This is a genomic window from Paracnuella aquatica (assembly GCF_003332885.2).
GTDB lineage: Bacteria > Bacteroidota > Bacteroidia > Chitinophagales > Chitinophagaceae > Flavisolibacter > Flavisolibacter aquaticus.
The window spans coordinates 1052732-1074694 of sequence record NZ_QOWJ01000001.1 but is presented as its reverse complement, the minus strand read 5'-3'; the positions used below and the strand labels follow the sequence as shown (position 1 = coordinate 1074694).

13 protein-coding genes are annotated in these 21963 nt (G+C 51.5%); 6 read left to right on the top strand and 7 right to left on the bottom strand.

Features of this window, described 5'->3' with window-relative positions:
* Positions 1-91: 91 nt before the first annotated feature.
* The 3 genes from DRJ53_RS04525 to DRJ53_RS04515 all read right to left on the bottom strand — a co-directional run bounded on the left by DRJ53_RS04525 (position 92) and on the right by DRJ53_RS04515 (position 2567).
* Entirely contained in the window at positions 92-355 is a 264-nt protein-coding gene (locus DRJ53_RS04525; RefSeq protein WP_114234343.1) for a hypothetical protein, read from the bottom strand.
* A 93-nt stretch (positions 356-448) separates the two neighbouring features.
* A complete protein-coding gene (locus DRJ53_RS04520) occupies positions 449-1561 on the bottom strand; it encodes a carboxylate-amine ligase (protein WP_114234461.1) in 1113 nt (370 codons plus the stop codon).
* Positions 1562-1613: 52 nt separating this feature from the next.
* Positions 1614-2567, bottom strand: a complete 954-nt coding sequence (locus tag DRJ53_RS04515; RefSeq protein WP_114234342.1) for an ATP-grasp domain-containing protein — start codon at positions 2565-2567, stop codon at positions 1614-1616.
* Between the two features lie 100 nt (positions 2568-2667).
* Here DRJ53_RS04515 and DRJ53_RS04510 point away from each other — a divergent pair, with 100 nt between their 5' ends.
* Entirely contained in the window at positions 2668-3492 is an 825-nt protein-coding gene (locus DRJ53_RS04510; RefSeq protein ID WP_114234341.1) for an alpha/beta hydrolase, read from the top strand.
* Between the two features lie 103 nt (positions 3493-3595).
* Here the strand turns inward: DRJ53_RS04510 and DRJ53_RS04505 are convergent, their stop codons facing one another.
* The gene (locus tag DRJ53_RS04505) at positions 3596-6904 is read right to left on the bottom strand and encodes a TonB-dependent receptor (protein ID WP_114234340.1); all 3309 of its coding nucleotides are present in this window, start codon (positions 6902-6904) and stop codon (positions 3596-3598) included.
* Between the two features lie 523 nt (positions 6905-7427).
* On the opposite strand from DRJ53_RS04505, the gene DRJ53_RS04500 reads away from it, so the two are divergent.
* A complete protein-coding gene (locus DRJ53_RS04500; RefSeq protein WP_114234339.1) occupies positions 7428-8624 on the top strand; it encodes a bifunctional 3,4-dihydroxy-2-butanone-4-phosphate synthase/GTP cyclohydrolase II in 1197 nt (398 codons plus the stop codon).
* Positions 8625-8864: 240 nt separating this feature from the next.
* On the opposite strand, the gene DRJ53_RS04495 is transcribed toward DRJ53_RS04500, so the two are convergent.
* A complete protein-coding gene (locus DRJ53_RS04495; protein ID WP_123893357.1) occupies positions 8865-13634 on the bottom strand; it encodes a translocation/assembly module TamB domain-containing protein in 4770 nt (1589 codons plus the stop codon).
* A gap of 214 nt (positions 13635-13848) precedes the next feature.
* Here DRJ53_RS04495 and DRJ53_RS04490 point away from each other — a divergent pair, with 214 nt between their 5' ends.
* Complete coding sequence (locus DRJ53_RS04490; RefSeq protein ID WP_114234337.1) at positions 13849-14649, top strand: DUF2490 domain-containing protein; 801 nt, start codon at positions 13849-13851, stop codon at positions 14647-14649.
* A gap of 211 nt (positions 14650-14860) precedes the next feature.
* Here the strand turns inward: DRJ53_RS04490 and DRJ53_RS04485 are convergent, their stop codons facing one another.
* A complete protein-coding gene (locus DRJ53_RS04485) occupies positions 14861-15901 on the bottom strand; it encodes an isoaspartyl peptidase/L-asparaginase family protein (RefSeq protein ID WP_114234336.1) in 1041 nt (346 codons plus the stop codon).
* A 161-nt stretch (positions 15902-16062) separates the two neighbouring features.
* Between DRJ53_RS04485 and DRJ53_RS04480 the strand changes: the two genes are divergently transcribed.
* Together DRJ53_RS04480 and DRJ53_RS04475 are read left to right on the top strand one after the other, a co-directional pair.
* A complete protein-coding gene (locus tag DRJ53_RS04480) occupies positions 16063-16599 on the top strand; it encodes a hypothetical protein (protein WP_114234335.1) in 537 nt (178 codons plus the stop codon).
* Between the two features lie 179 nt (positions 16600-16778).
* The gene (locus DRJ53_RS04475; protein ID WP_114234334.1) at positions 16779-17372 is read left to right on the top strand and encodes a dihydrofolate reductase family protein; all 594 of its coding nucleotides are present in this window, start codon (positions 16779-16781) and stop codon (positions 17370-17372) included.
* 5 nt (positions 17373-17377) lie between these two features.
* Here the strand turns inward: DRJ53_RS04475 and ggt are convergent, their stop codons facing one another.
* A complete protein-coding gene (gene ggt / locus DRJ53_RS04470; protein ID WP_114234333.1) occupies positions 17378-19087 on the bottom strand; it encodes a gamma-glutamyltransferase in 1710 nt (569 codons plus the stop codon).
* 293 nt (positions 19088-19380) lie between these two features.
* Here ggt and DRJ53_RS04465 point away from each other — a divergent pair, with 293 nt between their 5' ends.
* Entirely contained in the window at positions 19381-21891 is a 2511-nt protein-coding gene (locus tag DRJ53_RS04465) for a M14 family metallopeptidase (RefSeq protein ID WP_114234332.1), read from the top strand.
* The last annotated feature ends 72 nt before the right edge of the window (positions 21892-21963 follow it).

Below are 21963 nucleotides of genomic sequence, written 5' to 3'. Positions count from 1 at the left end.
AATAGGCAATAAGTGGGGCAATGGAAGTTTTCCGCTTTAGAAACCGGGCAGCAATCTCTTTGCTATAATAACGTGCAAGCCTAAACGAAATTTAGCTTTTCACCAATTGTAAATGTTCGGCTACGGCTTTGGAAATGGCTTGCATGAGCAAATTGGGCGGCTGCAATTGCCCCGGCACAAATACCAGTTCGCCGCTTTCCAATTGGATCAACCGGTTGGAGGGCAATTGCCGCTCCAGTCGGTCGTCCGGAATGCTGAGGATATACTCGGTGAGCAGGTGCGTTTCCCTTACACTTACCATTGCATTGTAAGTGGTGTTTTCGTGTTCAAAAAAGATGGTAAAAATCCGCGCCATAAAAACGGGGGCCAGCCAGGCCTGGTTTTTTGAAAGGATTGCAAGGGCATCTCTAATCTACTAAATAAATTGAAACACGAATATTAATTTTTGCTATATCCCCTCCAGGAATTTTGACTCAATCATTTGCACCACTGCCTGCAGCGAACCGGTTTGCTCGTACACTTCCAACTGTCGGTCGGCGCCGGTGCCCTCCTCCAAAATGCGGTGCACTTCCTGCAAGTGGTGCCTCGATCCCAAGCCGTCTACTACGTCGTCAATGAAATCAAGCAGCTCGTAAATCAACACCCGTGTATCAATTTCTTCTTCTTTGCCAAAATCAATCAGTCGGCCGTCGATTCCATAGCGGCTGGCCCGCCATTTATTTTCGTTGATCAGGTGCCGTGAGTACTGGATGAAGTTCATGTTCTGCAGGCGCAGCTTGTATATTTTGGCACACACCGCCTGAAAGATTGCCGCAATGGCCACCGTTTCTTTCACGGTCAGTGGCACATCGCAAATGCGGAATTCAACGGTGTTGAAATATGGATGCACCCGCAGGTCCCACCATATTTTTTTCCCATTGTCAATACAGTTGGTTTTGATCAACAACTTCAGGTAACAATCGTACGCTTCAATACTGTCGAACACTTCGGGTATGCCTGTACGTGGGAACTTATCAAACACCTTGCTGCGAAAAGATTTGTACCCGGTTTTGCGGCCTTCCCAAAAAGGCGAGTTGGTGCTCAGCGCATAAATATGCGGCAGAAAATAGCGGGTGCTGTTCGCAATATGCATCGCCATTTCGCGGGTTTCCATGCCCACATGCACATGCAATCCAAAAATGAGGTTGCTGCGGGCAGCTTCCTGCAGCTCCGCCACAATTTCATTATAACGATCGTGCTCGGTGATCAGTTGTTTTTCCCAATGGCTAAAAGGGTGGGTGCCTGCCGCGCCAAGTTTTAACCCCAGTCCATCGGCAATGCCCGACACGGTTTTGCGCAGGTTGGCCACGTCTTCAAAAGCTTCGTCGGCATTTTGGCAAATGTCGGTGCCCACTTCTACCACCGCCTGGTGCATTTCTGCTTTTACCTTGTCTTTAATTATTTTATGGCCCTCGTGTACAATGCGCTGCTGGTGGCTTTTCAATTCCCCCGTGTTCGGGTCCAGCACCATATACTCTTCTTCAATGCCGAGGGTAAAAATGTTGTATCGGAAATGTGTCATTAAATGGCTTGCAAAATCATTAAATAAATGTCCACCGCTTTTTGCAATGGTGCTAAATAAGGGGCCTTCCACCCACGCTGCGTTTCAAAAATTCACCCCAGGTAAGGTTGTCCTTTCCATCTTCCTGTGCCTGTGCCCGTTCAATGCAGTAATTGGCGGCATTTTCCACCACCCAGTTAAAGTTTTGCTGGCCCACGCTGGGCAGGTCTGCATCGGGTGCCGGGTTGCAAAAGTCAATGGCGTAAGGTACGCCGTCGCGGTAAGCCAGTTCCACCGTGTTGAAATCATACCCAAGGTATTGGTTGATGCGCAACACGATTTCTTCCATCTGTTTTTGCTTTTCCGCCGTTGGCGCAAAGTCGGCGGCATACCTGCTGTGAAATGGATTGCGCGGCTCGTAGGGCATGATGTGCACGTATTTGCCGCCAATGCAATAGCAACGGTAGTATTCTTCAAAAATGATTTCTTCCTGCAGCAACATCACCAGCTGGCCGGTTTCGGTGTGCTTGCGGTAAAAATCTTCTTTGTCTTCCAGCCGGTACACATTGCGCCAGCCGCCGCCGGCAAAGGGTTTCATGTAAGCAGGGAAACCAACGTATTCAAAAATATGTTCCCAATCCAGCGGGTAAGTGAGGTTGGTAAACGAGTTGCTGTTGGTTTCGTCGGGCAGATCAAACGAGGGAAGAATCGCGGTTTTTGGAACCGGCACCCCGATCTGCGTCATGAGGGAGTTGTTGAAAAATTTTTCATCCGCACTCCACCAAAACGGGTTGTTGATCACCGCGGTGCCGGTCAGTGCCGCATTTTTTAAAAAGGTGCGGTAAAAAGGCACGTCCTGCGAAATGCGGTCCACAATAACGGCGTACCCCGGGGCTTCACCTTGCAGCACCTTTGCAATACGCACCGGCTCGGCCTGGATATGCTCCATTCCCATGCTGTTGATCCGCTCGATTAAGGCCATTGGAAAGCTGCGTTCCTGTCCAAACAGAATCCCGATTTTTTTCATACACGCCATTTTGTATTATGTGCAGGCATTAAAGTACAAACTAATCTAATTGTAAAAAAAACAACGGGAAGCACCATCCTTCCAAACTTATTTTTGCAGCATGAACAGGGCGGGGCAACAAGTGCAAGAAACAGTATTGGTAACGGATGGCAGCATTCAATCGGGCATGCTGCAGCGCACCGTTTGGTACCATACTTACCGGCCCCAACCTTTTACGCCGGACAGTATTTCGTTGCTTCTTTTGTATGATGGGCAGGAGTTATTAACAACGCCGTTTTACCAACGGCTTGTGGCGATGCAGGATGCAGGCTTGCTGCAGCCGCTCCTGATTGTGGCGGTGCACGCCGGCCCGCAACGCCTGCTGGAGTACGGCACCGCAGGCGTGCCCGATTATGCAGGCCGCGGTGTTAGGGCCGGCTTGCATCACCGTTTTGTGCTTGAAGAATTGGTTCCTGAGATCAAACAGCAATTCGGTGTTGTGGCATTCAACAGCATGGCTGTAGCCGGCTTTTCGTTGGGTGGCTTAGCTTCACTGAGCATGGCCTGGAGCCATCCCGATGTTTTTACAACGGCAGGTGTTTTTTCCGGTTCGCTGTGGTGGCGCAGTAAGGCATTGGATACGGGCTACGATGACAACCGCGACCGCATCATGCACCAACTGGTGCGGAAGGGTACGAAAAAGGCGGAGCTGCGGTTTTATTTTACTACCGGCTCGCTTGACGAAACTGCCGATCGCAATGGCAATGGCATCATTGATTCAATCGACGATACACTGGACCTGATTAAAGAATTGAAGGCAAAGGGTTACGAGGAAGGAGCAGACATTTTTTATAAGAACTATGAAGACGGCCGCCACGATATTGATACCTGGGTGCGGCTGTTGCCGGAATTTTTGTTGTGGGGATGGGGAAGGAGTAGTGATTAGTTGACAGTTGGTAGTTGACAGTTGATAACTTTAGTTTTGAAGACGACGTATAAAAAAAGACCCCGCAACTGCGGGGTCTTTTTTTATACGATGCAATAGACGCTTAGTTACCGAAAATGTAACGCAGGCCAAACTGCATGAAGTAAGTAGAAGAAAGGGTCTGGTTGTCGCGGAACGACTCACGAACAGGAGCGCCACGATCCAGTGCCAACCAGTAGTTGGGGCGAACGGTACCGCCAGGAACCACGTTGTTCAGGTTGCGGGCTTCCAGCAGCGAGCTTGCGTTGGTCGATTGGGTTACACCCCAGTCGCTGTTAAGCAGGTTAGCTACGTTGAAAATGTCCACACTCAGTTGCAGCGTGTTGCGCTTGTTGCCAATGTTGGTGAAAATATCCTGGAGGATCTTCACGTCAAACTGGTTGCGCCAGGGCAGCAGGGCGCCGTTGCGTTCAGCATATTGTCCTTTGCGGTCGCGCAGGTATTTATCCTGCTCGAGGAATGCAAAGAACAGGTCGCTTTGCTCTTGTGCAGTGTAGGCTTTGCCACCGGTTGCAGAAGAGGCAGGGCGGTCAACAAAAGTGATCTCCGAAGCATTGCGTGGAACGTAGATCAGGTCGTTGTTCTGGCGGTCGCGGTTGAAGTCGTTGGTGTAAGTGTACGAGAAACGACCCTGGTGCGAACCTTCGTAGAACAGGGATACGGTAGTACCCAGGTGCTTCAGGTATTCTTTGCGGTACGAGAGGGTTGCAATTACACGATGCGGCACCACGTAGTTTGCAAAGCTCAGGTTAGGCCTGTTAGCGCCATTCACAGTCTGGATCAGGCTCCATGTATTGAAAGGCTGGTCGCCGTTACCATCGTACAGGTTGCTGGCAATGGTGCGGGTATAAGCCAATGAAGCAAAAAAGCCTGCGGCAAATTGCTTTTCCAAACGGCCGGTCAGCGAGAAGTAATAACCACGTTTTTCGTTGCCGGTAACGATGGCGTTGAACTGCTGGTTGGCGCCTGGGCCAGCCTGGCCGGTGCGGGTAATGGGGTTGATGTATTTATCCGCATCATTGGCCGCATAAATCACGCGGTTGTCGGGGTAACCAGCAATGTTCAGCGCAGTTGGCTCTTTCAGGTTTACGTTTTGCGAATACAGAACATTGATGTCGCGGTTGTAAATAGCTTCCAAAGTACCTACAAAACCACCGGGCAGGCGCTGATCCAGTGCCAGGGTAGATTTCCAGGTTTGGGGCAGCTTGAAGTTTTCATCAAACGCCGTAACGGTGCTTGGAATGACAGTGCCTGCAGCGGGCACGGTAGACGGACGGTACTCGCCAATGTTTGGAGAAAAAGGACCAGGAGTGTCGCCTTGTCCGTTACGGCTTTGGGTTACCTGCAGCATGCCGGAGTTGCCCGACTGGCCTACGATCCATACAAAAGGAACACGGCCGGTAAAGATGCCGGTACCGCCACGGAGTTGCAGGCTGCGGTTGCCAAATACATCGTAGTTAAAACCTACGCGGGGCGACCACATGATCTTTGGCTCAGGCAGTTTGCCGGTGTTGATGCGGGTGCCGTTGGCAAAATTAAGACCAGCTACCAGCGGGTTAGTTTTTACTTCGGTTACATCGGGGTAGGTGCTCAGGTCGGCACGGATACCGGCAGTAACGCGGAGTTTTGGGTTGATCACCATTTCGTCCTGTGCATACAGTGAGTACTGTGCAAACTTGAACGAAGGGAATGCTTGCGAGTAGTCGGGGGTCAGCGAAAATGTTTGGGCAAAATCCAGAGGTTTTACGCCGTTTACAAAATCATCCCACGAGTTAAAGCGGTAGTACGACATACCCAGCGGCTGGAAGCCGTTGCGGGTTTTGCTGTAATCAAACTGGCCACCAAACACAAAGTTGTGGATGCCGGTGTTCCAGGTCAGGTTATTTACTACGGAGTAGATTTCCACGTCGCGCAGGTTACCCAGCGAGAATGGCTCATATCCAAAAGAAGTGAACGGAAGACCATCCTTCATGATGTCGACAAAAGGAAAAAGCGAGCTATTGGTGCTGCGGGGCTCATCCTGGTTGTTGTACGATACACGCAGGGTGTTGGCCACCTTGTTGCCAAACTTACCGTTCCACTCCAGCTGTGCAGAGTAGAAGTTGTTCTCCTGGAAATAGTTGGAGTTGGCAAAATGCAGGGCGTTGATATCGGTGCGGCCCTGGCCGGAACCGTAGCTTACACCGGTAGATGAAGTGGAACCCGAAACAAAGCTTGGGGTTTTGCCTTCAACCTGGTTGTAGCGGAAGTTAATGCGGTGGTTGTCGCTGATGTTCCAGTCGAGGCGTGCCAGGATCTTGGTCTGGTCGGTTACAAAATCATATCCCTGGTAGCCACCGGTTTCATAGCCATAAGTGCGACGCAGGTAGTCGGAAATGGCATCCAATTCGGTAGCCGTAGGACGCGCAACCTGTGGGTTGGTGGGGCCGTAAGGGCGTTCCGCAGTTGCAGCAAAACGCTGCTGGCCCGGAGAGGTACGCTTTTCGGTTTCGCCGCTCAGGAAAAAGAACAATTTGTTCTTGATGATTGGCCCACCAATACGTGCACCATACTGGTTGAACTGGAAGTTTTGGCGTGGAAATTCGTTTCCGTTTACCTTGTTACCCTGCTGGTTTTGGTTACGGAAGTAAGTGTACACCGAACCGGTAATGTTGTTGGTGCCCGAGCGGGTAATAGAGTTAATCGAGCTACCAATAAAGTTGCTCTGGCGGATATCAAACGGAGAAATGTTTACCGAAATTTCCTCGATGGCATCCAGCGAAATGGGCGAACCGCCAGCGGGCAGGTTGCCGCCAATGCCAAAAGTGTTGTTGAAATCGGAACCGTCTACCGTAATAAAGTTCTGACGGGAGTTGCCACCACCAATGGCGTTGCCGTTGGCCTGTGGGGTAATGCGGGTAAAATCATTCAGGCTGCGGCTGATTGTTGGAAGCCGGCTGATTTCGCGGGATCCAATGTTGGTTACCGAACCGGTGCGGCTTCCGTTAAGGATGCTGTTGCGGCGGCCACTGGTCACAATAACCTGCTCCAGCGTGGCGTTGGTTTTCGATAAAACCGGGTTCAATACAAAGGATTCAGCGAGCTGGAGTGTAATGTTTTCCAGCGTTTGCGACTCGTAGCCAACATAGCTTACCACTACGGTGTAGGGTCCGCCTGGGCGCATGTTTACGATGTTAAATGTGCCTCCCGACTGTGTTACGGCACTGTAGCGTGTGCCGGACGGAAGGTGCGTAGCCGAAATGGTAGCGCCAGACAGCGGCTGTTCGCCTGCATCACGCACCACGCCGGTGAGGTTACTGGTAGTAACCTGCGCCAACAAAAATTGCCCGACCATAAGGAACATGGCGAGCAACAGGGTAATTTTTCTCAACATACTTACTGATTTTTCTCTTGTGAATGTGAAATTCGCTGCAAAGAAACTGAATTATGGGCCAACGGCACAAAGGGAATATTAACAAATTATTACCCAGCCTTGGATTACAGCCCGTTGGCGTCGAAAAAAAACTTTTTTAATTAAGCCAATCCGGTTGCGTTTACATTTTTTACAATAGGTAAATGCTTGTAAAAACTCGTCAATAGAGGGTGAGCTGCTACCGAATTTGAAGTCTATAAGTTTCGTAAAGCGGTGGTTGTTTAAATGAAACGGGATTTTTGTTCACTATTATATTACAATCCGGCATCCAACCATACGGCCAGATTTTATTCTGCCATTGGAAAGGCGATCAGTGCGTTTTATTCACTGGAAAAAATAGAATGCGCCTGAATCATGTGCGATTCGATCGTGTCTGCATCATTCATTTTGCTGGAAAAATGCATCCATTTGTCACGCTACTGCTAAATGCTTCCCACCGAAATGGGATCACTGCTTTGTTGCTACCTTTGCGAAAATTTTGGACATGCTTCATTCCATAGAGAGTGCGATCGAGGACCTCAAGCACGGGAAAATGGTCATTGTGGTAGATGACGAAGACCGCGAAAACGAAGGCGATTTTATTATGGCTGCGCAATTCATCACGCCGGAAGCGGTCAATTTCATGTCCAAATTTGGCCGCGGCCTTATTTGCGTGCCCCTGCTCGAAGACCGCTGCGATGCACTCGGCCTCGAACTGATGGTGAATAACAACACAGCCCTGCACGAAACGGCGTTTACCGTTTCTGTCGATTTGCTGGGCCACGGCTGCACCACCGGCATTTCGGCCCACGACCGTGCCGCCACCATCCGTGCCCTGGTCGATCCGCAAACAAAGCCTGAGGAACTGGGCCGCCCCGGTCATATTTTTCCCTTGCGTGCCAAAAAAGGCGGTGTGCTGCGCCGCGCCGGCCACACCGAAGCGGCCGTTGACCTGGCCCGCCTGGCCGGTTTTGAGCCAGCCGGTGTATTGGTGGAAATCCTGAACGAAGATGGCTCCATGGCCCGGGTGCCCGACCTGATGATTATTGCCGAAAAGTTTGACCTGAAGATCATTTCCATAAAAGACCTCATTGAGTACCGCATCAAACGCGACTCGCTGATTGAAGAAATTGTACGAGTGGATATGCCCACGCAGTTTGGCCATTTTAAACTGGTAGCGTTCCAGGAAAAAAACACTTCCAACGAACACCTGGCCCTCATTAAAGGCGAATGGGAAACCGGCGAGCCGGTGATGGTGCGGGTGCATTCTTCCTGCTTTACCGGCGATATTTTGGGTTCGCTGCGCTGTGACTGCGGCGAGCAACTGCACAGCGCCATGAAAATGGTGGAAGCCGAAGGCAAAGGCCTGATTTTGTACATGAACCAGGAGGGCCGCGGCATTGGCCTGCTCAACAAATTGAAAGCGTACCGACTGCAGGAAGAAGGCATGGATACTGTTGAGGCAAACCTGCACCTTGGTTTTCAAATGGATCAACGCGACTACGGCGTAGGCGCCCAGATTTTGCGCCACCTGAACGTGCAGAAGCTGCGACTGATTTCCAACAATCCGCGCAAAAGGGTCGGACTAATCGGTTATGGACTTGAAGTGGTGGAAAACATTGCACTGCGCATTGATCCCAACCCGTTCAATGAACGCTACCTGCACACCAAACGCGATAAGCTAGGCCACGAGTTGCATTAAGCGAAACTGCGAACTATTCAGCTAAAGAGTAGCATTTTCCAACTTCAGCCTTGTCATGCCGAACTTGTTTCGGCATCCCCTTTAGCTGTATTAAACCCTGCTGGATGTAGGAGATGCCGAAACAAGTTCGGCATGACAAACACTAATGAGCAGGAACTTACTTGGATAGCGGATTGGCAAATACATAAAAAAGGCCGCATTTTCACTGAAAATGCGGCCTTTTTTATGTGTAAAATTAAGTTACTGCGCCCCGGCCGAATCCTGCTTTTGAATGCTGTCCCGTGCTGCTTGTGCCCGCAGCCTTGCCGATTTGCGGCCGAACAAAAACTCGCGGATGGAATCAAACTCCCGCCTGTAGGAAAGGGCAGTACCTGTCCTTGTGGTGCGCAGCCCGTTGCCGGCCACCGAGCCGGAACCCAAAAAGTCGAGGTTTTGGCGGTAAAAAAATGTGGCGCGGATGGTGCCGCTTTTATTGATCACCCATTCGGCCGTTACGTCGGGTAAAAACTGGATGGTTTGCTGTAAAGTGCTTTGCAGCGGCACATTAAGTGTGCTGCCAAACGTGACTGTAAACCGTTCGTCGAAAAATGCCTTGCCCACGCTCAGGTTCACGTCGGTTTGGTTAATGTTGAAGTTGCTGGAGTTGGCCACCAGGCTGCGGTTGTACACCGAGCCGGATAGATTGAGTGTTACATCATTTTTTTGCAGAATGCCGCCCAGCAGCTGATTCAATTGTTTGTTCACTTCGCCAAACAGCAATCCCGAAATGGTATTATACGCCAGTTCGTTGATCTGGTTACTGGTTCCCAGCTTAATGCCAAACGGCGCAAATGAGTTGAACACAATCAGCGAAGTAACCTGCTTGTTCAGTTCATTCGGGTTCTTTTCAATCTGCTGGATGGCATAGGAAAACTCGTTGCCCAGGTTGCTCGGCAGCTCCAGCGAAAAACTAAACTGCGGCCGGAACAATTCACCGGTCAGCAGGGCCACTACGTTCACATCATCGCGGAAGCTGGCAAGGTTAGGCCCACCGCTCGACGCAAGAATCAGCCCGCTTTGTGCCAGCGGTGCAAAACTTACTTCATCGGCTTTGTACACGGCTTCCAGCCGCACGGTGGCGCCAAACGGGTCGCCAGTCCAGTCAATATAATTATTGCCGCCCGGCCGAATGGTGAATGGCTTTTTCAACACCGACTGGAACGTAAACAGGTAGTTTCCTTCCTGTATATCGTAGCGGCCCCGGATGCTGAGCGGCTCGTTGGTGCCGGAGCTGATGAACAATGTGCCGGTGCCTCGGCCGCGGATAATGTCGCCGGTCAGCTCATCCAGGATCACTTCAATATTCACCAGCGGGTTGGCTGTAAGGTTTACCTGGTACGAAAGGTTGGTGGCCGCACCCCGCAGGTCGTTCGGGTTCATTTCGCGGCCGTATTTACGTTCCACCAAAAAGTCGGCGGTACCGCTTTCCCGCACTGCCTTCGACGGCGGCAAGGTAATGTAGGCACTATCTCGGTCTGATGCCACCATATCGATGTTCATCAGGATGTCGTTCTGCGGGCCATTCAGCAGGAACGAGCCGGTACCCATGGCGCGGCCGTAAAAAGTTTGGTTGTCGGCATAGGTGGTGTTGAGCAACTCCATGGGCTGGTTGCCGGTTTGCACCGCAATATCGAACACCATGTCGTTAAAAGCCTGGTGCTGAATGGTTCCCTGCATCGTCGCCGTGTTGCCCAGCCGGTCGCGGAGGCGAATGGTGCCAAAATCAATATAGTCTTCGTGGAGCACGATCTCGGCGTTGTCCAGCTTATAAAAAACCTGGGTAAAATTCACTTTCAGGCCGGCATCGCGGATGGCTGCGCGGCCCACAAAGGCGCGGTTGGCGCCTTCGCCTAAAATATCCAGTTTACCTGTAACAAAACCCTGCAGGTCGGAAAACAGCGTGCCGATAAACCGCTCCAGGATCTTTACGGGATAATCTTTTGCATTCACCGTTATCCGGTCGCGGTGCAGGTTGGTGCTGTCGTCCACATCGATGGAAAGGTCCACGGTAACCTGCTGGTCGGGGTTAAGGTTGTTCACCCCACCCGTGATCATGCCGGTTGTATTATTATAGGCGATGGCGGCCAGCACTTGTCCAATGCTGTCATTATCCACCCGTAATGCTTCGGTGCGCAGGTCGGTTACCACGTTAAGGCGTTGTTGCGGGTCTTCCACGGTTACCGTTCCGGAAATCAATCCTTCAATTCGGTAGCCTTTTACCAGCAACGGCGAAAGGTCGCCGAGGTTTACGCGATTCAGCGCCACCACCAGATCGTTCCACGAGCCGATGTCGGAAGGTTGTGTCGTGAGCCGGATCTCCTGGTCCGATTCGCGCAGCACCACCTGCCCATGCACCACCGACCGTTCCCTGAAATCCAGTTCGCCGCCTTCTTCGGCGTTCCAGGTTTTTCCATTGATCACAAAACTCGATGGCCGCAGCAGCACCTTAAAGCCGTCGGCAAATGTTTGCACCTGTGCCGCCAGCTCCGCCTTGTTGATGGTTTGGTTGGCCATCGTGGTTACCGTCAGGTCGGAAAGGTCGTTTTGAGCGGTCAGCGAGATATCGGTTTGTGGAAAATTCAGTGAGTCACTAATAACCGCGTTGGCCACACTGGCCTGCACCTTCAGGCGTTCGAGGTCGCCATCACCGGTCAGATGAAAATTGGTAAATGAATATTGCTGGTAACCGGCCAGGGGCACGTCCAGCTCTACCTTCATCATGTTCGAGTCAAGGTTGAGCGAACCGGAAATCTGGCTGTTGTTGAAACCGGTGAGGTTGCGGTCGAGCAGCTTAAGATAATCTTCCACCACGCCGGTGCGGATGTCGAAAGTAAATGCCTGCCTCGGCAACTGGAACCGCGGCGGCCGGATGTAGGAAGGATAGTAGCGGTTTAAAAAAAGCAGGAACGCATCGGGCAGCGACTTCAGGTCGAAATTGCCTTGTATGGAAGCTTCCAGTTCGTTTGAGGTGGCCCGCAAAGTGCGGAATCCGTCGGTAACGCGGGAACTCAGCGTCAGCGAATCGAACGGCAAGGGCTGGCCATCGAGCAGGAGCGAAGCCTGGCGTATGCGGGCATCGCCATAAAAATCGTTCAGCGTTTTGCCCCGGAAATCAAGGTCAAACAAGCCGCTCAGCACCAGATCTTCGCCGGTGAGGCCCAGCAGGCGCAAGTTGGCGTATTTGATATCGGCATTTGCATTGAACACCGGCACCTTGCTGCCCAGATCAATGATGCCCGAAAGCCGGATGTCGGCATTGGGATCGTCAATAATAAAATTGCCATCCAGTTTACGGCGGGCAATGGTGCCGTCCACGGTAATATTTTGAAACCGGTAATCCTGGTACTGAATGCTGCGGATATTGCCGCGCAGCCGCGCATTCAGCGTGTTCCAGGCAAAGCCGCGGCCCTGCACATTGCCGGCAAAAGAAACGGCGCCGAGGTTGGCGTCGTTTAAAAAGGTACCCAGCCTGAATCCTGAGGTGCTCACCGAACCTGAGTACACCGGCGATCCGCCCGCGGGCAATTTCATGTTCAAATCCGACACAACGGTGCCCAGCGCTGTTTCCAGCGTGCCAAAGGTTACAAAGTCGTTGATGAATCCGGTAAAATTCCCATTGAACCGCAGGTATTGCAACTGGCGCAAGTTAGGCGTGGTTATGCCGCGCAGTTGCGGTACAAAGTCCAGCGCATCGGTATAAGTAGTGCGCAGTTGGCCGGTTTCGAGGTTGATAAAAGTGCTGGCAATATCAGGCAGGCCCACCAGGCTTACATCGCCGGCCACATAGGTGTTGGCGCCGGCCTGTATGGCCAGGTTTTGTGCCGATAAATCATCCACCGTTCCTTTAGCGTTGCCGCTTACTTTGATGTTGCGGTTCCAGGTGCGGAGCGCCGGTGCAAAAAAAGCCAGGTCATCGCTGTGCACGGTGCTGTTGCGCATCCGCACCACCATTGTAACGGCATGGATATAATCGCTCATGCTGGCAATGGACGGGTATTCCATCGCGTAATAATTGCCCAGCAAACTTTTGGGTGTCCGCAGCTCCATGTTCGAAAACTCCATCAGTTGCGGGTGCATCCGGAAATTGGCGGCCAGTTTATTTACGGTAAAACCGCTGCGTTCTTTTGTGCTCAAGTTTACTAGCGCCTTGATCGTATCCCGCTCCATCCGCAGGTCTTTTACATTGCCGGTAATTTTTGAAAACAGGATATGGGCGCCATCAAAAGTGGGCACCGTTGCCCGCAGGCTGTCGCGGTCGGTGCGGAAGGTTCCGTTTTCAATGGTAAAATCTTTCAGCGCCATCAGCCATCCATCAGCATTCCACCCTTCATTGGGTGCAGCCGGTTTGGCCTTCGGCTTCAGGCTGTCGGGTCTTGCACCGGTATAATCAAAGAGGTGTAAATATGGTTTTACCAACGCCAGCGAGTTGATGTCGATTTTCTTTTTTGCCAGGCTGATCTCGTTAGCATCCAGGTCCAGCTGGCCTACCCGCACGGTCATATTGCGGCCAATCCATCCATCTTTCTGAATGATGGATATATTACGCAGCTCCACTTTTTTCAGGTCGAAATCAATGCCGGCATTTTTTTGCTGTTTGTTGGTGCCCGGTGTTGTAAAATAATCCTGTAAAAATTGGTAGTTCCACACCGAATCGGTGCGTTGCATTTTTACCAGCGCATCTTCAAGCCCGATGAATTTAAGCTCCGCTTCTTTTTGTAAAAAAAACCAGTCGGTGATGCGTACCTGCACGGCGCCTGCATACAGCAGTGTGTCCCGCTTCTGGTCTTCTACCAACACACCACCCAACGACATGCGGTTGAAAAAACCCACTTCCACGTTGTTGATGGAAATGCGGCTTTGCAAGTCGCGGCTCAGGCGCTTGGTTACCTGCGTTACCAAAAAGTTTTGTCCCCAGTCGGTATGCAGCAGTCCCAGCAACAGCAGCAACAGCAGCATGATGGAGAGCAGCACCCGCCCGAATATGTTTAAAAAAGCTTTCAGGTAAAAAATTGATTAGGTTGTAAAAATAGCCATTTGCAGTTGTGCGCCTGCAATTTTAAAGAACCCTGAGGAAAACCGCACCGCTTTTAAATACACCACCAACGCAACATATTCCAATAACGCGTCATAAGCCGGTTAATGATGCATTTTTCATTTTCTTTGTCGCTCTACAAACGAACGGATTATGGTGCATGTTGTAAAAACGATTTGCTGCTTTGCCATTTGTATGATATTGTTGCAGGTACCTGCAAATGCACAAAACCCACGGGTGTCAGATCCCAACCAGATTGGCTGGTTTGCAACCAATGCAACGGTAAGGTTTGCGGAGCAATGGTCATCGACACTGGAGCTGCAGTGGCGCCGCGATGATTGGCTGCGCAACGGCATGCAAAACCTGGTGCGGGGCAGCATCAACTACCAGGTGCACCCATCGGTTTCGTTGCGTGCCGGCTATGCCTTTGCCGAAACCTTTCCGTATGGCGACCCAACGATACAAGCCGCAGGCAAAACTTTTCCCGAACATAGAACATTTCAACAGGCATTCATCACACAGCCGCTCAACCGGCTGGCACTGCAGCACCGCTTTATGCTGGAGCAGCGCTGGATCGGGCGGTTTACGGCCCCAACCAATAACCGTGCACACGATTACCAATATGTAAATCGGTTCAGGTATTTGGCGCGGCTGCAGGCACCCTTGCAAAAGCCTGCTGCAAACGGTGCACATTGGTACGCCGCCGTTTGGGATGAGTTGATGGTCAACTTTGGCAAAGAGGTAACGCAAAATGTTTTTGATCAAAACCGCAGCAGCCTGATTGTTGGCCGCCAGTTTTCGCCACATGCCCGGATTGAAGCTGGCTTCCTCAGCCAGATCGTACAACTGGGCCGGCAGCTTACCCCGGGGCGCCCCATTTTTCAATACAACACCGGTTTTACGGTGAGTGCCATTTTTAATATTGATGCTAGGAAAACGGTTGCGGGGGAATAAGAGAAAGCAAGATTTATTTTGCTCTTTTCAAAGGATAAATGCGATTTGAATTTTAGTGTCTGTCATGCTGAACTCCATTCGGCATCTCCTTGTGCGCTTAACGATTCCGCTAAAAGAAGGAGATGCCGAAACAAGTTCGGCATGACAATTACTTTGTAACAAAATGGCACTTTGTTAGCAAGTTGGATGCACACTTTTCCGAGGTGCAAAATCAGTCCTTATAAATCTGCACCACCGCTTTCCCATCTTGCTTGATATACCCGCGATACATGCCTTCGGTATTAAACGGCATGGCAACATTTCCCGATTTATCCACCGCAATCAAGCCGCCATCGCCGCCAAGTGCCGGCACTTTTTTATGAATCAAGTCGTTGGTGGCAGCCTGCACCGAAAGGCCTTTGTATTCCATTAAATCGCTCACCGTTTTGGCTACCGACAGGCGGATAAAAAATTCGCCCCAGCCGGTACAGCTTACTGCGCAAGTGGCGTTGTTGGCATAAGTGCCGGCGCCAATGATCGGCGCATCGCCAATGCGGCCAAACTTTTTATTGGTCATGCCGCCGGTGGAGGTAGCCGCCGCCAGGTTGCCGTGCTGGTCTAGTGCCACAGCGCCAACGGTGCCGTATTTATCATCGCGGTTGCCGGGCTGCTTCAGCATCGAAGTTGTTTTGTTGCCGTGATCCAGCGCCACGCTATCAGGGTCTTGTGCCCGCACTTTCAGCAAACCCTGCCAGCGTTCTTCTGTATAAAAATAAGAGGGGTCCACCAGTACAAGGCCTTGCTGCTGCGCAAACTTTTCGGCACCCGAACCGACCATCATTACATGCTGGCTCTTTTCCATCACGGCCCTTGCCGCGGTAATGGGGTTGCGTATGGTGGTGACCGATGCCACTGCACCGGCACCCAGGTTTTTTCCATCCATGATCGATGCATCCAACTCGTTCTTGCCTTCGTTGGTAAACACGGCGCCCTTGCCCGCATTAAACAACGGCGAATCTTCCATCAGGCGCACCGCGGCTTCTACCGCATCCAGCGCCGTGCCGCCTTTATTCAAAATGGCGTATCCCGCCTGCAGCGCATTGTTCAATGCCAGTTGGTAAGCCTGCTCTTTTTCCGGTGTCATGTTCTTTTTTAAAATAGTGCCCGCTCCACCATGTATCACCAGCGTAAATTTTTTATTGCTTGCTGCCTGCTGCGCCTGCGCGGTTGCCATCATAAACAAAAGGAGGATGATTGCCGAAAGTGGTTTCATAAAATTGCTGTTGCCGTAAAGTTCGGAGAAATGGGCGTTACCCTATTCATATTTGCGACGCTTGATTTTGAACCACATTTTAAGAGGGGATTTTTTTAGCATTCATAACTGCGGCGTTGTTGTACATTTGCCACCATCTTTTTAACCCTATTAAAGCAAACATGAAAAACCTGTTCCTGTCGGTTGCCTTCTTGGGCACCCTTGCACTTGCTTCCTGCGAAAAAATCAAAGACGCAATTTTTCCTTCTTTTGAACATGACGTTCCCGAAGTAACGGTTACCGTTCCCATCAACCCCATCGTGGGCAGCGATGTGGTGTTGGGCAGTTATGAATTTCAGTTCAACGTGGACAGCCTTATTCGGAAATACACGGCGCAACAATTCGGCATCGACAATGCGGGTGACATTGTGATTAAATCGGTGATCCTGAATGTGAACAACGCCGATGACCTCAACAACTTTTCGAACTTTGAAAATGTAAAACTTTCGGTATCGGGCAATGGCCGGCCGGAGCAGGTGGTAGTTGCCGAAACGACGATAACAAGTGCTGCATCACCACTGGTGGTGCCCGGAAATAACACTGATTTGAAAAGCTATATCAAGGCTGGTCAAATGCGCTACACGCTTACCGGCCGCGCAAAAAAGATCACCACCAAACCGCTGCAGGTTTCGGTGCAGGTGCAGTTAAAGATCAAATAAATCCTGTTGTCTCTTATTTTCTAAAGCGCTTTGGTCTGGATGGATCGAGGCGCTTTTTTTTGCGAGTAAAATCTATAACGCGACAAAAATTGTCGGAATTAGCCGCCTGTTTTGTCGCATGCTGCATCGTGCAACGCCGCCATTTTATCGAGCTTTGGTTGCAATAAAAATTGGTACAAATGCGCAAAATAATTGTCCTTTCTTTTATCAGTTTAGACGGCGTAATGCAGGCACCCGGCGGGCCAGGAGAAGATACATCGGGCGGGTTTGATCTAGGCGGTTGGGTGGTCCCTTATTTTGATGAAACATTGGGCCAAGTGATGGCGGCACAAATGCAACCAGCCGACCTGTTGCTCGGCCGAAAGACCTATGAAATTTTTGCCGCCCACTGGCCGCACCACACCGATGAATGGCCTGGCATTAACGAGGTGAATAAGTTCGTGTTGTCTAATACGACTACCAGCTCTGATTGGCAAAACACTTCGTTCCTAAAATCCGCGGAAGATATCCGGCGGTTGAAGGAGACCAGCGGCCGCGATCTACAAGTGCACGGCAGCGGCGGGCTGGTGCAGCTGCTGCTACAGTATAACCTGGTGGACGAACTATGGCTGAAAATATTCCCGGTCACATTAGGCAAAGGCAAAAAGCTGTTTGCAGACGGTACCATGCCTGCAGCGTTTACCCTAGCCGAAAGCAGCACAACGCCAACCGGTGTGCTCGTTGCCAGTTTTAAAAGATCGGGTGGGGTAACAAACGGCACATTTGGCACCTGAGTTACTTAAAAACCACTGGCACTATCGTCGCCGCGGTTATCTGCTACCGCTTCAAAACGGCCGTCGGGCAATACTTTGATCAGTTCCGTGCGGCCGATCGGGCCACGCGGCCTGATGGTGTAACCCATGTTTTTCAGCGCGGCAAGCAGGCTTTGCGGCACGGTTGGTTCCACTGCTATCTCGTCGGGCAGCCATTGGTGGTGAAATTTGGGTTCGTTCACCGCACGGGTCGCATCCAGTCCAAAATCAATGATGTTGATAATGGTTTGAAACACTGAGGTAGGAATGGTGGTGCCGCCCGGCGTGCCAATAACTAAATAAGGTTTCCCGTCTTTCAATACCAATGTCGGCGTCATGGAGCTGAGCATGCGCTTGCCAGGTGCAATGGCATTGGCCTCGCCGCCAATGGCGCCATACATATTGGGCACACCGGGTTTAATGCTGAAATCGTCCATTTCATCGTTGAGCAAAAAGCCGGCGCCGCCCACCACGGTTTTACTGCCGTAGGCATCGTTGAGTGTAGTGGTCACCGCCACCGCGTTGCCTTCTTTGTCAATGATGGAAATATGCGTAGTTTCTTCGCTTTGCGGTGCCAGCGCTTCGCCGGTTGCAATGCTTTTGCCGGCTTTGCCGGGCATAAAATCCTGCATTTTTTTGCGTAAATAATGGCTGTCGGTAATGGCTTCAATGGGCACGGTTACAAAATCCGCATCGCCCATGTGTTGGGCCCGGTCGGCATAGGCGCGGCGCTCCGCTTCAACCATTGCCTGCACCGATTGCGGCGCATGAAAGCCCCATTGCTGCAGGGGAAATGGTTGCACCATGTGCAGCATCTGGTGCAGCAACAGTCCGCCGCTACTGGGCGGCGGCATCGAAACCACTTCGTGCCCACGGTACTGAAAACGGTGTGGCTGCCGCCATTTGGCCTTATAGTTTTTCAAATCATTTTCCGAAATAATACCGCTGCCGCGGCCCATTTCCGCAACAATCAGCTGCGCGGTTTCGCCTTCGTAAAAACCTTTTTGGCCCCGGTCGCGGATGCGCATCAATGTGGCGGCAAGGTCTTGCTGCACCAGGGTGTCGCCTTCTTTCCAGGGCGTAGCTTTTTGCAATGCGTTGGGTTGGGTGTTGTACGCCTGCAGCGCGGGCTGCAACGCATTCAATGAGCGGGCTTCCCGTGCCGTAATCACAAAGCCTTTTGCCGCTAATTGTATGGCTGGTTCCAGCAGAGTTTTCATGGGCAGTTTTGCGTACTGCAAACTTTCAAACAAACCCGCAACCGTGCCCGGCACGCCGCTGGCCAGGTGGCCGTGCCGGCTTTTTTCGGTCTGGGCGTTGCCTGCGCTATCGAGGTACATATTGCGGTGTGCCGCTGCTGGCGCTGCCTCGCGGTAATCAAGTGAAACCAGTTTGCCGCCTGCCAGTTGGGCCACCATAAAACCGCCGCCGCCCAGGTTGCCCGCTTGTGGGTACACTACGGCTAAGGCCAGTTGTGTGGCAATGGCCGCATCAAACGCGTTGCCGCCTGTCTGCATCACGTGCAGGCCGGCCATGCTGGCCAGCGGGTGTGCCGACACCACCGCGCCATTGGCTGCAGTGACCGTTTTTTGAATGCTGTATTGGTAGGGATTAAACGGCAGGCTGGCTCGTTCGGCTTTGCGCGGCGTACAACCCAACAAACTGATACAGCAGCTCAACAAAAACAAATGGCGCATACACGGAGGTAATTTGGATTACGAAAATAGCCCATTCAATGTTGAGCAACTGAAATCGGAGGGAGGGATGTTGGTGGCACTTAATTTACGCATATACAGCCGCGTTGCATTTTGCAACTAAATAAAACAGAAAAATCATATAACCGAAACAGGAAAAAGAGGTATCATTGTGTGCTGCCGGCTTTCCGGCGCCTAAACCAACTGTACAAAGAAGAGCCCCTGTCCGGGGCTTTTCTATTTTCATGGCTTCGATAATATCAGGGTTTGTAATATTGCCTTACAATTTCTGGTACATGAACAAACGGTTTTTTGCCGCATCCTTCCTGCTGCTGCTTTCTTTTTGGTGTAGTGCACAACTGCAAAGTCCCGAGCAATTTTTAGGGTATAAAATAGGCACCCGCTATACGCCGCACTGGCGCATTGTGGAATACTTTAAGCATGTGGCTGCGCAAAAGCCCGATATGATGAAACTGCAGTCGTATGGTCAGACCAACGAAGGCCGTCCGCTGCTGGCGGGTTTTATTTCATCGGCCAACCATATTGCCAACCTTGAAAACATCCGCAACAATAACCTCAAACTGGCGGCACACAATGGTGGCAACGGCAACACCAGCGCCCCGGTCATCGTTTGGCTTTCGTACAATGTACACGGTAACGAAACCTCTTCGTCGGAAGCGGCGATGATGACGTTGTATGCATTGGTGGACCCGGCCAACAGCCGCACCAAGCAATGGCTGCAAAACACTGTGGTGGCTATTGATCCCTGCCTCAACCCCGACGGTCGTGATCGCTATGTGAACTGGTTCAACTCTGTGGTGGGCCGCCAATACAACCCCGCACCTGAAGCCAGGGAACACCGCGAGCCATGGCCCGGCGGCAGAAGCAACCATTACAATTTTGACCTGAACCGCGACTGGGCCTGGCAAACCCAGCTCGAAAGCCGTCAACGCGTCGCATTGTTCAACCAATGGCTGCCGCAGGTGCATGTCGATTTTCATGAGCAGGGCGTTAACCAGCCTTATTATTTTGCGCCGGCCGCACAACCTTACCACGAGGTGATCACGCCGTGGCAGCGGAATTTCCAGGAAACCATTGGCCGCAACCATGCACGTTATTTTGACGAGAACGGTTGGCTCTATTTTACCAAAGAAGTATTTGACCTGTTATACCCGTCTTACGGTGATACCTACCCGATTTACAATGGCTCGATTGGCATGACCTATGAGCAGGGCGGCGGCCCGGCCGGCGGCCTGGGCATCGTTACCGACGAAGGCGATACGTTGACCCTAACCGACCGGGTTTTGCACCATTATACTACCGGTTTGAGCACAGTAGAAGTAGCTGCGCAAAATGCAGGCAAACTGCTCAACGAGTTCCAGTCGTTTTTCCGCACGGCTTCAGCGGGCAACGCCGGCGCTTATAAAACCTACGTGATCAAACACAGTCCCCGCGATGCAGAGCGCATTGCATCACTGAAAAAAATGCTGGATCGCAACGGCATCCGCTATGGTGCGGCAACAGGCAACGGCCTGCGCGGCTTTAATTATGAAAATGGAAAAGAAGAATCTTTTTCCATAGCTGCGAACGATCTGGTAGTTTCTGCAGCACAGCCGAAAGGCACGCTGGTTACGGTTTTGTTTGAACCCCGCACTACTGTGGTTGATTCCAACACCTACGACATCACCGCATGGGCCATGCCTTATGTATATGGCCTGAAAGCATTTGCCACCCGTACTGCTTTGAACACAAATGAAGCTGCAGCGCATAAGCCTGTTTCTAACGCCAATAGTTCCGATCCTTACGCTTATGTGATTCGCTGGACTGGTGTGCAGGGCGTGAAACTGGCCACACAACTGCAGCGCCGCGGCATCAAGCTGCGGTACAGCGAACGGCCATTTGATGTGGGCGGACAAACATTCGACCGCGGCTCCATTGTGGTGATGCGGACGAGTAACCAATATGTACCCAACCTTTGGAACACGGTACGGAGCCTGGCAGATTCGGCAGGTGTGGAGCTGACCGCGGTGAATACCGGTTTTGTAGAAAAAGGTTTTGATTTTGGTTCTTCGAAAATGGTTCCGTTTAAAAGCCGCAAAGTGGCGCTCATTACCGGCGAAGGTGTTTCATCGCTGGGTGCCGGCGAAGTGTGGCATTTCTTTGAACAGGAACTGCAATACCCCATCACGCTGGTAAACCTGGCCGACATTGGCCGCTTCAACTGGAGCAACTACGATGTGGTGATCATGCCGGATGGCGCTTACCGCTTCCTTTCGGACAAAGCTGCTGCCGACCAACTCCGCAACTGGATCTCGGGCGGCGGGCACCTGGTGGCGCTGGAAAGTGCTGTGGCGCAACTGGGCCGACTTGATTGGGCCATCAAATCGAAAAAAGAAGATTCTGCTGCCGATCGCGATCAGTATAGTGCGCTGCAAAAATTTGAAGACCGCGAACGGGATTATATCCAAAACATCACGCCGGGTTCTATTTTCCGCGTGGAGTTGGACAACACGCATCCGCTGGCCTTTGGTTACCCCAATTACTATTACACGCTGAAACAGGACGATGCCATTTACGATTTCATCAAAGGCGATGGCTGGAATGTTGGCGTGTTAAAAAAAGGCGGGCAGGTAGCAGGCTTTGTGGGCAATAAACTGGCGCCACGCCTGCAGGATGGCCTGTTGTATGGCACACAGGAGCTTGGCCGAGGCACCGTTACGTATTTGGCCGATAACCCGCTGTTCCGCAATTTTTGGGAAAACGGAAAACTGATGTTTTGCAACGCAGTATTTCTCGTTGGCCAATAAGCTGCACCGAAACAACGGGTTGCATATTTAGTGTAATAAACAAAGACACAAACCTTATTCTTTTTATAATTG

Bases quoted from the DNA above. Each gene is read 5' to 3' on its own strand.
- DRJ53_RS04525 (WP_114234343.1), bottom strand. From the start codon at position 355: ATGGCGCGGATTTTTACCATCTTTTTTGAACACGAAAACACCACTTAC.
- DRJ53_RS04520 (WP_114234461.1), bottom strand. From the start codon at position 1,561: ATGACACATTTCCGATACAACATTTTTACCCTCGGCATTGAAGAAGAG.
- DRJ53_RS04515 (WP_114234342.1), bottom strand. From the start codon at position 2,567: ATGAAAAAAATCGGGATTCTGTTTGGACAGGAACGCAGCTTTCCAATG.
- DRJ53_RS04510 (WP_114234341.1), top strand. From the start codon at position 2,668: ATGAACAGGGCGGGGCAACAAGTGCAAGAAACAGTATTGGTAACGGAT.
- DRJ53_RS04505 (WP_114234340.1), bottom strand. From the start codon at position 6,904: ATGTTGAGAAAAATTACCCTGTTGCTCGCCATGTTCCTTATGGTCGGG.
- DRJ53_RS04500 (WP_114234339.1), top strand. From the start codon at position 7,428: ATGCTTCATTCCATAGAGAGTGCGATCGAGGACCTCAAGCACGGGAAA.
- DRJ53_RS04490 (WP_114234337.1), top strand. From the start codon at position 13,849: ATGGTGCATGTTGTAAAAACGATTTGCTGCTTTGCCATTTGTATGATA.
- DRJ53_RS04485 (WP_114234336.1), bottom strand. From the start codon at position 15,901: ATGAAACCACTTTCGGCAATCATCCTCCTTTTGTTTATGATGGCAACC.
- DRJ53_RS04480 (WP_114234335.1), top strand. From the start codon at position 16,063: ATGAAAAACCTGTTCCTGTCGGTTGCCTTCTTGGGCACCCTTGCACTT.
- DRJ53_RS04475 (WP_114234334.1), top strand. From the start codon at position 16,779: ATGCGCAAAATAATTGTCCTTTCTTTTATCAGTTTAGACGGCGTAATG.
- ggt (WP_114234333.1), bottom strand. From the start codon at position 19,087: ATGCGCCATTTGTTTTTGTTGAGCTGCTGTATCAGTTTGTTGGGTTGT.
- DRJ53_RS04465 (WP_114234332.1), top strand. From the start codon at position 19,381: ATGAACAAACGGTTTTTTGCCGCATCCTTCCTGCTGCTGCTTTCTTTT.